This window comes from Thiobacillus denitrificans, assembly GCF_001530125.1.
Lineage (GTDB): Bacteria > Pseudomonadota > Gammaproteobacteria > Burkholderiales > Thiobacillaceae > Thiobacillus > Thiobacillus denitrificans_C.
The window spans coordinates 18,789-32,173 of sequence record NZ_LDUG01000019.1 but is presented as its reverse complement, the minus strand read 5'-3'; the positions used below and the strand labels follow the sequence as shown (position 1 = coordinate 32,173).

Genomic DNA, 13,385 nt, shown 5'->3' with positions numbered 1-13,385 from the left:
CCCCGATAAAACAATGAACCGCCGTAGCCGGGACCGAAGCGTCTGCCGTTTTTCTCCGTGCCTCTGTGTCTCTGTGGTTCACCCAGGGTTTGCTTCATGAAAATCCATATCAGAAACGGCCGCGTGATCGACCCGATGAATGCTCGCGACGAAATTGCCGACATATTCGTGGCGGCGGGCAAGATTGTCGGCAATGGCCACGCGCCCGCCGACTTCCACGCCAACCGCACCCTCGACGCCACCGGCCTTGTCGTCTGCCCCGGCCTGGTCGACCTGTCGGTGCGACTGCGCGAACCCGGCTTCGAATACCGCGCCACGCTGGAATCGGAAATGCTCGCCGCCGCCGCCGGCGGCATCACCTCGCTCGCTTGCCCGCCCGACACCGACCCGCCGCTCGACGAGCCGGGGCTGGTTGAAATGCTTAAATTCCGCGCCAAAAACCTGCCCGGACCGCGCGTCTATCCGATCGGCGCGCTGACGCAAAAGCTCGAAGGCAAGATGCTGACCGAGATGGCCGAGCTGACCGAGGCAGGCTGCCGCGCCTTCACCCAGGCCGATGCCCTGCCGGCCAACAGCCAGGTGCTGCTGCGCGCAATGGAATACGCCTCCACCTTTGGCTTCAGCCTGTGGCTGCGGCCGCAGGATGCATCGTTGGCGCGCGGCGGCGTCGCGCACGACGGTGCCGTCGCCTCGCGTCTCGGACTGCCCGGCATTCCGGCACTGGCCGAAACGGTGGCGCTGGCAACGATTTTGCTGCTGGCGCGCGAGACCGGCGCCCGCATTCATCTTGCCCGGCTATCGACGTACGAAGGCATCGCCATGGTGCGCGCCGCCAAGGCGCAGGGGCTGGCGGTCACCTGCGACGTCGCCAGCACCCACGTTCACCTGTCTGAAAACGACCTCGTCAGCTTCGACTCGCATCTGCATCTAGTGCCGCCGCTGAGGAGCCTGCGCGACCGCGACGCCATCCGCGCAGCGTTGCGCGACGGTTCCATCGACGCACTGTGCTCCGATCACACCCCGGTCGACGAGGACGTGAAGCAGGTTCCGTTCGGCGAATCGGCGCCCGGCGCCTCCGGGGTCGAACTGCTGCTGCCGCTGACCCTGAAGTGGGCGCGCGAGATGGGCGTGCCACTGCTGCAGGCGATCGACCTGATTTCGTGGAAACCCGCGCAGATCCTGGGCGTGCCGGGCGGCAACCTGACGGTCGGCAGTTGCGCCGACATCTGCATATTCGACGAGACCGCCGAGTGGGTCGTCACCCCCAAGGCCCTGGCCAGCCAGGGCAACAACACGCCCTTCCTCAACCAGCCGATGCAGGGCCGGGTGCGCTACACGCTGATCGACGGCCATATCGACTTCGAAGCCCCGCTTTGACCCACGCCTTGTCATCCATGGCGGCCACGCTTCCCGCCATGCGCCATCTGTCCTTTCCCCTGCTGCTCATCAGCCTGGGCGCCGGCGCACTCGCGGTCGCAGGCTTCGCCCCGTTCAATTTCTGGCCCTTGCCTGTGCTGAGCCTGGCCGTGCTATTCGGGCTGCTGGCGCGCACCGCCTCGCGGCGCGCCGGCTTTCTCATCGGCCTGGTCTGGGGTTGGGGCTTCTTCATTGCCGGCGTGAGCTGGGTATTCGTCAGCCTGTCGGTGTATGGCGGCATGGCGACGTGGCTGGCGGCGCTCGCGACCTTCCTGTTTTGCACCGTGCTGGCGCTTTTCCCGGCTGCGGTCGGCGCATTGCAGGCGCGCTGGCGCATCTCACCTGCTTTGCGCCTGCTGCTGTTAATGCCGCTCGCGTGGGGGGCGACGGAATGGGTGCGCGGCTGGCTTTTCACCGGCTTCCCCTGGTTGGTGTTGGGCTATTCGCAGGTGCCAGCGAGCCCGCTGGCGGGCTATGCGCCGCTGGTCGGCGTCTATGGCGTGTCATATCTCGTGGCGCTGATCGCCGCCCTGCTGGCATGGAGCGTGACGACGCGCGGTCAATTGGCGCAGCGCGCCTGGGCCGTGGTGGCGATCGTGGCGTTAGGGGTCGGCGGCCAGGTCCTGCGCGGCATCGACTGGACAACGCCGGACGGCGCGCCGACCACGGTCGCGCTGCTGCAGGGCAACATCCCGCAGGACATGAAATGGCAGCCGGAAGCAGCCCGTGCCACCCTGGAGACCTACGCGCGCATGGCCACGGCCTCGCCTGCGCAACTGATCGTGCTGCCGGAAACCGCGCTGCCGCTGTTTGAAAATGATCTTCCCGATGCCTATCGCGCCGGCCTGACGTCCATCGGCCGGCAAAACGGCGGCGACGTGCTGACCGGGCTGCCCACCGGATCGCTCGCGGGCACCTACTACAACAGCGTCATCAGCCTCGGCGCCGCGCCCAGCCAGCGCTATCACAAGGGGCATCTGGTGCCCTTCGGCGAATACATTCCGCTGAAAGCAGTTTGGGGCTGGGTGATCGAGGTGCTGCACATTCCGCTGTCGGATTTTGCGCGCGGCGCCGTCGACCAGCGTCCGCTCGCAATTGGCGGCCAGCGGGTGGCCGCCAATATCTGTTACGAGGATGCCTTCGGCGAGGAGATCATCCGCCAGCTGCCCGAGGCGAGCGTGCTGGTGAACGTGAGCAATCTGGCGTGGTTCGGCGATTCGTTCGCGCCCTGGCAGCACGCGCAGATGTCGCAGATGCGTGCACTGGAAACCGGGCGCATGATGCTGCGCGCAACCAATACCGGCGTCACCGCGATCATCGATGCGAAAGGCCGGATGCTGGCCAGCCTGCCGCCTTTCACCACCGGCAGCCTGTCCGGCGAAATCCAGGGCTATGCCGGCAGCACACCCTACGCGCGCTGGGGCAATGCGCCGGTGCTGACGCTGTGGGGCGTGCTTGGAGCGGGTCTGCTGCTGGCCGGCTTCAGGCGGCGGCCCTGACCCGCGTGGCGTTGCGGCCGCCGCGCTTGGCTTCCAGCAAGGCGGCGTCGGCGCGCGCCAGCGCCTCGTTTTCCTGCTTGTCGTCGCGGCTGTATTCTGAGAGGCCGCCGCTCCAGGACAGCTTGTGCGTCACCCCGGGGATGAGCTCAATGCTTTCCGGCATCTTGGCGCGCAGGCGCTCGGCGAGTTCCTGCGCACGTTCCAGCGGGGTGAAGGGAAACAGCACGCAGAATTCATCGCCGCCCAGGCGAGCGATGAAGTCGCTGTTACGCAGGCAGGCCTTAAGCGCATCGCCGAACTTGATGATGAGCTGGTCGCCCGCTTCGTGACCGAAGGTGTCGTTGACCTGCTTGAAGTTGTCGATATCGAGAATCAACAAACTGTGCGACCAGCCGTCTTTCAGGCTGGCGAACAGCTCCTTCTGCTTTTCGTCGAAACTGCGCCGGTTGTTGACCTGCGACAAATGATCCATCCGCGCCTGTGTGGTGACTTCCTTCTGCCGCCCCATCATCACCTTGCCGAGTTTCAGCATGGTCTCGAGCGGCGTCTTGAACTCAGCCAGACTGACCGGATACTCGGCACGCAGCCGCAGCAGGCGCAGATCGTTGGTGAATTTCACCAGCATGCGCAGGCTGTCGGTCACCCGGTTGCGCACCGACAGCATGGTCGCCATCACCAAAATCGCGATCACCAGACTCGCCACCAGCCAACCAATTGCATAGGGTGCCACGCTTTCAACCACCGGCGTGATGGGTCGCCACACCGCGATCTGCCACGGCGTTCCGGCCAGCGCGATCAGGGTGGGGTGGGCATCTCGTTTGATCGCCTGGTTGCCGCGCCGCATCAGCACCATGGACGTATCGCCCGTCTGGACTTGCTGCAACTCGGCGTAGGCGGCAGCGTCCGGCAGTGGCAGGGTGTCAAACAGGGACTGCAGCTGTGGCACGCTTTGCTCGACGATGACAAAGCCGAGCCGTTTGCCGTCGCTGTCCATCACCGGCTGCGACAAGGACAGATTGAAGGTGGCTGTGGCCGTCGCCCCAGTGCCGTCGCCCCCGGCACCGGCCAGCAGCCGCCGGGTGTCGCCCGGCAGAAAGCCCGGCAGCAGCTGATTCTGCTCGGCCGTGACGAACAACACGGTGGCGTCCTGATTCAGGGCGTGCAGGTTGGCGGCCTGCGTCTGACACACCGCCGGCGCGGCGCTGACAAAGCACGCCAGCGTCTGCGGATGGGCGGCGATTTGCGCTGCGCTGCGCCGCAGGGCATCGGCCAGGAACTCGATCTGCGCCGCCATCACGGGCTTGTCGAATTCTTCCGGCAGCGGCAGCGCTTGCGGCCGCGACAGGTAAAACGCGACCGTGCCGAGCCCTGCCAGCAGCACCAGGGCTGCAGCCAGGATCAGGCCAAACCGCAATATGGACGTGTGGGGCATGACGTATGCGCCAGCGCTAACCTCTTATGTTTATTGTCTCCGCAATGGCCTGCCCCCGATTCCCGCCCGGAAAGCCTGCCGACATGGCGCTGTACTCAGCAACTTCCATGCCCCAACATGGCCGCACCCGGCAGGCTGACCTGTCGGGTGCGGCGGTTATTCCCGTGTAAAGAAATCCGACACTACTGGCGGCCGGTGCTGCCGAACCCGCCCTCGCCGCGCCGGCTCGCTTCAAAATCGTCCACTATATTGAATTCGGCCTGCACCACCGGCACGATGACGAGCTGCGCCAGGCGCTCCATCGGCGTGAGCTCGAATGCCTGCTGACCGCGGTTCCAGGCGGAAACCATGAGCTGACCTTGATAATCCGAGTCGATCAGCCCCACCAGGTTGCCCAGCACGATGCCGTGCTTGTGGCCGAGACCGGAGCGCGGCAGGATCAGCGCGGCATAGCCGGGGTCGGCCAGATGGATGGCGAGTCCAGTGGGTATCAGCCGGGTTTCGCCCGGCGCTAGTATGATCGGACCATCGATGCAGGCGCGCAAATCGAGTCCGGCGGAACCCGTTGTGGCGTAATGCGGCAGCTGATCGCGCAGGCGGGCGTCGAGAATCTTCACATCCATCTTCATTTTCGTCGGGATCTCGTCAGTTGAGCAGGTTTACAAGGTGGCGTATCAAATGGCGTGCCTGGGTGAGCTTGTCGGCGCGCGGCAGCCGGTGCTGGCCCCGGTCGTCGAATAGCACCAGCTCGGCCGTATCCTGGCCGAGCGTGTCCTGCGCCAGGTTGCCGACCAGGAGCGGCAGCTTTTTGCGCAGGCGCTTGGCTTCGGCATGCTCGGCCAACTGCTCAGTCTCGGCGGCAAAGCCCACGCAAAAGGGTGCATCGGGCAAGGCCGCGACCTCGGCCAGGATGTCGGGATTGGCAACCAGCTGCAGCGTCATGCCGTCTGTGCTTTTCTTGATTTTCTGCGTCGCCGCCGCATCCACCCGGTAGTCGGCCACCGCCGCCACCGCGATGAACACATCACTCGGCAATTCACGCAGCACCGCATCGCGCATGTCGGCCGCGCTTTGCACGTCGATGCGGCGCACGCTCGCAGGTGTTGCGAGACAGGTCGGCCCCGATACCAGCCACACCTCAGCGCCCGCCTCGGCTGCCGCCTGCGCCACCGCATAGCCCATCTTGCCGGAACTCAGATTGGTCAGCCCGCGCACCGGGTCGATCGGCTCGAAGGTCGGCCCGGCGGTGATCAATACCCGCTTGCCCGCCAGCGCGCCCTGACGCAAAGACAGTCCGGCCAGAATGTCGCCCGGCTCCAGCATCCGCCCCAGCCCGGTTTCGCCGCAGGCCTGCTCGCCCGCGGCCGGCCCCAGCACGCTCACGCCGTCCGCATGCAGTTGCGCCAGATTGCGCCGGGTCGGCGCGGCCGCCCACATTTCGCGGTTCATCGCGGGCGCGACGGCAAGTTTGCAGGCGCGCGCGAGACACAGGGTCGACAGCAGGTCGTCGGCCCGCCCGTGCGCAAGCTTGGCCAGGAAATCGGCGGAAGCCGGCGCGACCAGCAACAGGTCGGTATCGCGCGACAGATGAATGTGTTCCATGCCGTCGCCGCTGGCGGCATCCCACAGGGACGTCAGCACCGGCTTGCCGGACAGGGCCTGAAACGTCAGCGGGGTGACGAACTGCTGCGCGGCAGCGGTCATCACCACCCGCACGTCGGCGCCGGCCTTGATCAGCAGGCGGCACAGTTCCGCTGCCTTGTAGGCGGCGATCCCGCCGGTCACCCCCAGAATGATTTTTTTGTACGCCAGCGACACGGTCTCGATTCCCACGCTGCTTTCCATGACAATGGCGACATTCTACGGGAGGGAGGCAGGCATGGCGATTTGCGACTGGCCGGAGGACACGCGTCCGCGTGAGAAGCTGCTGAAGCAGGGGGCGGCCGTGCTGACCGATGCCGAACTGGTCGCCGTTTTCCTGCGTACCGGCATGGTCGGCAAAAGTGCCGTCGATCTGGGACGCGAACTGATCGAGCGCTTTGGCGGCCTGGGCGGCCTGTGCCGCGCCAACCAGGCAGCCGCCTGTGCCGCCCCCGGCGTCGGCAAGGCCAAATATGCGCTGCTGCAGGCTGTAATGGAAATGGCGCGACGCACCCTGGCCGAGGACATGCAGGCGGGCGACGCGCTGACGTCCCCCACCGCCGTGCGCGACTACCTGCGGCTGATTCTGCGCGGCAAGGAATACGAAGTGTTCTGCTGCGTATTTCTCGACGCGCAAAACCGGGTGATTGCGGTGGAAGAGCTGTTCCGCGGCACGCTGACGCAAACCAGCGTCTACCCGCGCGAGATCATCAAGCGTGCACTGGCGCACAACGCCGCCGCGCTGATTCTGGCGCACAACCATCCCAGCGGGGTGGCCGAACCCAGCCAGGCCGACCGCAGCCTCACCCGTCGATTGGCGGATGCGCTGGCGCTGGTGGACGTGCGCGTGCTCGACCATTTCATCGTCGCGGGCGCGTCCTCACTGTCGTTCATGGAGTCCGGCCAACTCTAAGTTGTCGCCGAACTTGCCTCACACTCGCAAGCTGTGATATAAATCGCGGTTCTCGGGTTGGCCCCCATTGTTAGCCCGGCTAGTTAACCCGCATTGTTAACCCTCAATTTTGGAGCAGTGTCATGGCTCGCGTATGTGTCGTTACGGGCAAGAAGCCCATGGTCGGAAACAACGTTTCCCACGCCAACAATAGAACCAAGCGTCGTTTTCTGCCGAACCTGCAATACCGCCGGTTCTGGGTCGAGAGCGAGAACCGCTGGATCCGTCTGCGTTTGTCCACGGCTGCCCTGCGCACCATCGACAAGAACGGCATCGACGCCATTCTGGTTGACCTGCGCGCCCGTGGCGTCGCTGTTTAAGGAGACCCATCATGGCTAAAGGCGGACGCGAAAAGATCAAGCTGGAGTCCACTGCGGGCACCGGCCACTTCTACACCACCACGAAGAACAAAAGGACCATGCCCGAGAAAATGGAGATCAGCAAGTTCGATCCCAAGGCTCGCAAGCATGTGATGTACAAGGAAACCAAGCTGAAGTAATTCAGCTGGTTGCCCAACAAAAAACCCGCCGATGGCGGGTTTTCTTTTGTCCAGCCCCGCCAGTTGGCGGGTTTTTTGTTGGGCGCGCATTACATGAGTGCCTGCAGCCCTTGAGGAGCGAACGGCCTGACGTCCGTTACGTAAGCTGTCAGGCATAACGGCGCCAAGCCTCAAGCATAGCGTCTCAGGCGCACCGAGAATTCCTTCAGCGACTGGATGCCGCTGTCTTCGGCGCGGCGGCACCAGGCCTGCAACTGCTCCAGCAGTTGTTCGCGGCTGGCAGTGGAGCGGCTCCAGATGGCGGCCAGCTCCTGGCGCATCCGATACACGGTTTGCAGGCGCTCGCTCTTGCCGAGCAGGGTATCGAGTTCGGCCTTGTCGGCGGCGGCGAGCTGGGTGGGCTCCTTGTGCAACCAGCGGCGGAAGCTGTCGAAGTTCCAGTTCTGCGGCAGATTCGCACTGGCTTTCAGCTTGGCGATCTCGGCCATGCTGTCCGCGCGCACGCTTTTCACAAAGCGCGTCATCACGTCATAACGATGGGTGATGATGGCCTGCAGCGTATCCAGATCGCACAACGGCTTGGCGGGCTGCCATTTCACGGTGGGGGCCAGCTTGCGGACGGTGGCGAGGCCAACGTAGGACATCAGCTTGATGTACAGCCAGCCGATGTCGAACTCGTACCACTTGTTCGACAGCCGCGCCGAAGTGCCATAGGCATGGTGGTTGTTGTGCAGCTCTTCGCCGCCGATCAGGATGCCCCACGGCAGGATGTTGGTGCTGGCGTCCTCGCTGGCGAAGTTGCGGTAGCCCCAGTAGTGGCCGATGCCGTTGATGATGCCGGCGGCGGTGACGGGAATCCACGCCATTTGCACCGCCCAGATAGTCAGGCCGAGCGGGCCGAACAGGACGATATTGATCGCCATCATCAGCATGATGCCCTTGGCCGAGTGGGGGCTGTAGACGTTGCGCTCGATCCAGTCGTCGGGCGTGCCGTGGCCGTATTTTTCCAGCGTCTCGGCCACCTTGGCCTCGGCGCGATACAGCTCGGAGCCTTCCCAGAAGACTTTTTTGATGCCGCGCGTCTGCGGGCTATGCGGGTCTTCGGCGGTTTCGCATTTGGCGTGGTGCTTGCGGTGGATGGAGACCCATTCCTTGGTGACCATGCCGCTGGTGAGCCACAGCCAGAAACGGAAGAAGTGGCTGACGACGGGGTGCAGATCGACGGCGCGGTGCGCCTGCGAACGGTGCAGGAAAATGGTGACGGCGGCGATGGTGATGTGGGTCAGGCCGAGCGCCACCACCACATAACCCCACCAGGGTAGATCAATCAAGCCTAGTTGCATAATTCAGGTTCCATATAAAAAGGACAATTTCATCCGCCAATGTACAAATAAAAGCTATAAAAATCAAGGATTATTCGCGATCGAACGGGCGGACAAGGCCACATGCGGCACCCCGCGCGATGGAAAGACCATCCGGACCCTGGCAAGCCCGACAATGCGCCAAATTGACCCGTGAATCGGCGCGCGGATAGATTGTTGCCTGATTGGATCGCGCACCCACGCCGACAGTTCCGGAAGACTGCCATGATTCCTGCGCCCCCCCCCGGCAGATTGTCGAAGGGAATGGGTCAGACTCAGAAATTCAGCGTGAGCTGCGCGGAAAGAATGTCGACCGAAGCCTTGTAGGTGCCTGACAGCGTAACCGGAGTCGGCGGGTTGGGCTGGGGTGGGAGATAGCTGTCTTCGGTCTTGTTAATACGTGCGTCCTTCACGAACAGGTGCGCATACCCGACATTGATCGCGCTTTGTCGGGACAGCCGGTACTGCGCGCCGAACGCGATCCAGGTGCGATCCTCGTCGGGGATGCGTGCGGTGCGGGAGGCGTCGGACACTGGCGTTTCGTCGAACGCAAAACCGCCGCGCAGGGTCAGTTTGTCGTTGAGATGGTAGTTGGCGCCCAGCGAATACCGGTAGCTGTCGTCCCAGTTTTCCGGCGTCACCGCGAGAACTGCGCCGCTGTTGCGCACGATGCGCAATTCCTTGAAATCGCTCCAGCCGGTCCAGGTGACATCCGCCAGCAGATCCCATTTCGGGCTCAACTTGTGGAACAGGGAAAGCGAAGCCGAATCCGGCAGGGTGATGCCGGCGTTCACCGGGCCGTCGAGCGAGGCGACCGTGCTGAAGCCGACATCGCCAGCCAGCGTCTGCTCGACCTCGGAACGATAGGCGAGGCCGATGCGAGTGGCCTCGCTCGCCTGCCACAATGCGCCGAGATTGTAGCCCCAACCGTAATCGTCGCCCTTGACGGTGGCCAGGCCAGCGCCGCCGGCCGAGTTGGTAAGTGTCGCCTCGGCATACTGGATGCTCACCCCCGCGCCGAGCGAGAGCGATTCGCTGGCTTTCCAGGCAATCGAGGGATTGAGGTTGATCGTCTTCAGTTCGGACTTGACCGCCTGGGTGCGGCCTTTCCAGGTGGCGTCGTATTCGGTTTTCAGGCCGAATGGTGCGTTCATGCCCACGCCCAGGTGTACATCTGGCGTCAGCCGAAACGCAAAGTAGGCGTTCGGAACCAGGGCGAGACCACCCGCGTCACCACCATTTCCGCCCCCGATGGCCGGGGTCACGGTGCCGGTGAATTCGGCTTGCGGCTTAATCAGGTGGCCGGCTGCCACCCCCTGACGGTCGGGCAGGTAGGTCATCCCGGCCGGATTGAAGAAAATCGTGCTGGCGTCTGTCGCTGCAGCGGCCTGGCCGGCATAGGCGTTGCCCAGACCGCTGGCGTTCTGTTCGATCAGCGCGAATCCGGCGGCATGCGCAAGATTGGCGCAGCCAGCCAGGACGAGTGCTGCGGCCAGGCGATTGACTCGATGCGACATGAGGGCTACTCCCTTGTGATTTGAGTTATGAACGCGCGAAATCCGCATACATCGCCTCGACCGCCCCGCGTTTGCGATCGAGCACCTGATTGCGTTTGACCTTGAGCGTGGGCGTCAGCAGGCCGTCGTCCAGCGTCCACGGCTTGAGTTCGGGATGCAGGCGGCGGATCTGGGCATAGCCCGGAAAGTGTTTGAGATGATCGGCCACGCGCCGGGTCAGCGCTTTCACCACCCGGGGGTCGCACAAGGCCGCTGAATGCCCGGGGTCGACCTCGAGGCTGGCGGCAAAGGCCTGCCAGTGTTCCTCGTTCAACACGGTCAGCGCGGCCAGATAGGGTTTGCCTTCGCCGACGACCATCACCTGCTCGAACAAGGGGTCGAGCAGGATGGCGGACTCCATGTCGGTGGGCGACACTTTCTCGCCGTTGTTCAGCACGATGATGTCCTTGATGCGCCCGACGATTGCGTAGTGGCCGTTTGCGTCCCGGCGGGCCTTGTCGCCGCTGTGCAGCCAGCCTTCGCTGTCGATCATGGCGCGGGTGGCCTCCTCGTCGCGCCAGTAGCCGCGCATCACGCAGCGGCTGCGGGTGAGCAATTCATCGTTGTCGCCGATCTTCACCTCGACGCCGGGCAGCGGCGGGCCAATGCCCGCCGGCACGTTGGAATTCGGGCGATTGACGCACACCACCGGGCTGGTTTCGGTGAGCCCGTAGCCCTGATAGATCGGCACGCCGAGGCCGATGAACACGCGCGCGATCTCGGGCGACAGCGCCGCGCCGCCGGAAATCGCCAGCTTCAGTCGCCCGCCCAGTTTTTCCGTGACATTGCGTGCCACCAGCCTGTCGAGTAGCGGCCACAGCAGCAGTTCGGGATGCCAGTTTGCCCGCCCCTGGCCGCGCTCGAAGCGCCGCCAGCCGACCCGCACCGCCAGCTTGAACAGCATTCCGGCGAGCGGGCTTTTTTTCGCCAGCCCGTCCTGAATGCGGCCGTACACCCGTTCGTAGATGCGCGGCACCGAGATCAGCACGGTGGGGCGAATGTCCTGCATATCCTGCCCCAGCTGGGCGATCGAACGCGCGTAGGCGACTTCGGCGCCGAGCAGCATCGGCAGGTAATAGCCGCCGGTGCGTTCCAGCGTGTGCGACAACGGCAGAAAGGACAGGAACACCGCGTGCGCCCCGAAGTCGGCGCATTGCGATGCATAGAACGCGTTCCACAGCAGGTTCTCGTGCGTCAGCATCACGCCCCTGGGCCGCCCGGTGGTGCCCGAGGTGTAGACAATGCTGGCCAGCAGGTCGGCGCTCAAATGGCGTTCGGGGATCGGCGTTTCGGCCGCGGCCGCCAGCCAGTCGGCCGCCGCCTCGAAGCGCGTGCTCCAGTCCGCCAGCCCGTTTTCCGGCGCGGTCAGGCTGACGATGCGCTGCAGGCCATGGGCCGAGCCGGCAATTTCGGCCAGGTTCCGGTGCTGGAACCTGCCTTCGACCAGCAGCAATTTGGCATCCGCGTGATCGAGGATATAGGCCGCGCTGTCCGGGCGGTCGTCGAGATACAGCGGAACCGTGACCAGACCCAGCGCCAGTGCGGCCTGGTCGAAGATCACCCACTCGACGCAGTTTTTCAGCATCACCGCCACGCGGTCGCCGGGGACCAGGCCTTCCCTCACCAGCGCGGCCTGCCAGCGCGTCACCTCGGCCGCCACCTGCGCCCAGGTGAAACTCACCCAGGTGCCGCGCGCCTCGTCGAACTGGCGGTAGGCAACCTGATCCGGCGTCGCTGCGACGCGCGCACGGAACAGGCCACACAGCGTGCCGAGCGCATCGGGATGGAGCGGCGCAGCCGTCATGTCAGGGCATCGAGCCTTTGGAAGGGAACGCCGCATTGATAGCGGCAAAGCCATGGCGGGTCAACCGGCGGTTTTAACCAGGGCGGCGGCAAAAAAGCCGTCCGTTCCGTGCACGGCGGGCGACAGCTTGAGCATGGCGCCGGTATCGAGATCGATCTTGTTCTGCGCCAGCAATTCGTTCACCGGCAGCAGGGTGAACCCGCCTTCGGCCAGCAGCGCTTCAACGATGACTTCGTTCTCTTCCGGCAACAGGCTGCAGGTGGCATACACCAGCCGGCCGCCGGGCTTCAACAGCTTCGCGGCCGCGCGCAGGATGGACGCCTGTTTCTGCGTCAGCTCGGCCACGCTTTCGGGCGACTGGCGGAATTTCAGGTCCGGGTTGCGACGCAAGGTGCCAAGCCCGGAACACGGCGCGTCGACCAGCACGCGGTCGAGCTTGCCGGCCAGCCGCTTGACCCGGGTATCGTTCTCGGAAGCGATCAGTTGCGGCATCACGTTGGACAGCCCCGAGCGCGCCAGCCGCGGCTTCAGCTTGGCGAGCCGTTTTTCAGCGACGTCGAATGCATACAGCCGCCCGGTCGACGCCATCATCGCGCCGATGGCGAGCGTCTTGCCGCCGGCGCCGGCACAAAAGTCGCACACCATTTCGCCGCGCCGCGCACCCAACAGCAGCGCCAGCAGCTGGCTACCATCGTCCTGCACTTCCAGGCTGCCATCGAGAAACAGCGGATGGCGGTTGATCGCCGGATGCTCCTTGAAGCGGATGCCCCACGGCGAATACGGCGTGGGCTCGACGGCCAGCCCTTCCTCGCGCAACTGCGCCAGTACGGTGTCGCGGTCGGCCTTGTACGCGTTCACCCGCACGTCCATCGGCGCGGGCTGCTGCAGGGCGCGTCCGAGCGCGAGGATGTCGGCGTCACTCATCACCGGCTGCAATTTTTCGATCACCCAGTCGGGCAGGTCGGCCGCCACGGGCAGCGGCAGGTCATCCGTCCTGGCGTCGCGAATGTGCTGCACGAGTTCGGGCTTGGCGAATTGCTCCAGCGTCGCGCCGCTCATCCCGCGCGACTTGATCAGCCAGGCGATGATCAGCGTGCGCGGATTGGCCGCCGGCACCACCACCGACAGGTAGCGATAGCGGCGCAGCACGCCGAACACGGCTTCGGCCACAAACGTACGCTCGCGCGGACCGAGCTTTTTATGGTCGCGAAAAAACGCCGACAGT

General features: G+C 64.6%; 12 protein-coding genes. 5 read left to right on the top strand and 7 right to left on the bottom strand.

Features of this window, described 5'->3' with window-relative positions:
* The first annotated feature begins 96 nt into the window (after nucleotides 1-96).
* Entirely contained in the window at nucleotides 97-1,377 is a 1,281-nt protein-coding gene (locus tag ABW22_RS06905) for a dihydroorotase (protein ID WP_059753850.1), read from the top strand.
* 38 nt (nucleotides 1,378-1,415) lie between these two features.
* Nucleotides 1,416-2,915 (top strand): apolipoprotein N-acyltransferase, encoded by a 1,500-nt coding sequence (lnt, locus tag ABW22_RS06900; protein WP_059754385.1) that lies wholly within the window; start codon nucleotides 1,416-1,418, stop codon nucleotides 2,913-2,915.
* On the opposite strand, the gene ABW22_RS06895 is transcribed toward lnt, so the two are convergent.
* The 3 genes from ABW22_RS06895 to coaBC form a co-directional block, all read right to left on the bottom strand.
* Complete coding sequence (locus ABW22_RS06895; RefSeq protein WP_059753846.1) at nucleotides 2,899-4,347, bottom strand: sensor domain-containing diguanylate cyclase; 1,449 nt, start codon at nucleotides 4,345-4,347, stop codon at nucleotides 2,899-2,901. The genes lnt and ABW22_RS06895 overlap by 17 nt on opposite strands.
* Before the next feature lie 182 nt (nucleotides 4,348-4,529).
* Nucleotides 4,530-4,970: a dUTP diphosphatase gene (gene dut, locus ABW22_RS06890; RefSeq protein WP_202813925.1), complete on the bottom strand. Its 441-nt coding sequence runs from the start codon at nucleotides 4,968-4,970 to the stop codon at nucleotides 4,530-4,532.
* Between the two features lie 22 nt (nucleotides 4,971-4,992).
* Nucleotides 4,993-6,192: a bifunctional phosphopantothenoylcysteine decarboxylase/phosphopantothenate--cysteine ligase CoaBC gene (gene coaBC / locus ABW22_RS06885; protein ID WP_059753839.1), complete on the bottom strand. Its 1,200-nt coding sequence runs from the start codon at nucleotides 6,190-6,192 to the stop codon at nucleotides 4,993-4,995.
* A gap of 34 nt (nucleotides 6,193-6,226) precedes the next feature.
* Between coaBC and radC the strand changes: the two genes are divergently transcribed.
* From radC to rpmG, 3 genes are all read left to right on the top strand, one after another.
* A complete protein-coding gene (radC, locus tag ABW22_RS06880; RefSeq protein ID WP_059753835.1) occupies nucleotides 6,227-6,901 on the top strand; it encodes a RadC family protein in 675 nt (224 codons plus the stop codon).
* 122 nt (nucleotides 6,902-7,023) lie between these two features.
* A complete protein-coding gene (gene rpmB / locus ABW22_RS06875) occupies nucleotides 7,024-7,260 on the top strand; it encodes a 50S ribosomal protein L28 (protein WP_059753832.1) in 237 nt (78 codons plus the stop codon).
* Nucleotides 7,261-7,271: 11 nt separating this feature from the next.
* Nucleotides 7,272-7,439: a 50S ribosomal protein L33 gene (gene rpmG / locus ABW22_RS06870; RefSeq protein WP_059753829.1), complete on the top strand. Its 168-nt coding sequence runs from the start codon at nucleotides 7,272-7,274 to the stop codon at nucleotides 7,437-7,439.
* Between the two features lie 170 nt (nucleotides 7,440-7,609).
* Here rpmG and ABW22_RS06865 read toward each other — a convergent pair whose 3' ends face one another.
* The 4 genes from ABW22_RS06865 to ABW22_RS06850 all read right to left on the bottom strand — a co-directional run.
* Entirely contained in the window at nucleotides 7,610-8,782 is a 1,173-nt protein-coding gene (locus ABW22_RS06865) for a fatty acid desaturase (protein ID WP_059753825.1), read from the bottom strand.
* Nucleotides 8,783-9,075: 293 nt separating this feature from the next.
* The gene (locus ABW22_RS06860) at nucleotides 9,076-10,317 is read right to left on the bottom strand and encodes an OmpP1/FadL family transporter (protein WP_059753822.1); all 1,242 of its coding nucleotides are present in this window, start codon (nucleotides 10,315-10,317) and stop codon (nucleotides 9,076-9,078) included.
* Between the two features lie 25 nt (nucleotides 10,318-10,342).
* A complete protein-coding gene (locus tag ABW22_RS06855; RefSeq protein ID WP_059753817.1) occupies nucleotides 10,343-12,160 on the bottom strand; it encodes an AMP-dependent synthetase/ligase in 1,818 nt (605 codons plus the stop codon).
* A 60-nt stretch (nucleotides 12,161-12,220) separates the two neighbouring features.
* On the bottom strand, nucleotides 12,221-13,385 hold a 1,165-nt coding region (locus ABW22_RS06850; RefSeq protein ID WP_237763258.1), incomplete at its 5' end, for an RsmB/NOP family class I SAM-dependent RNA methyltransferase.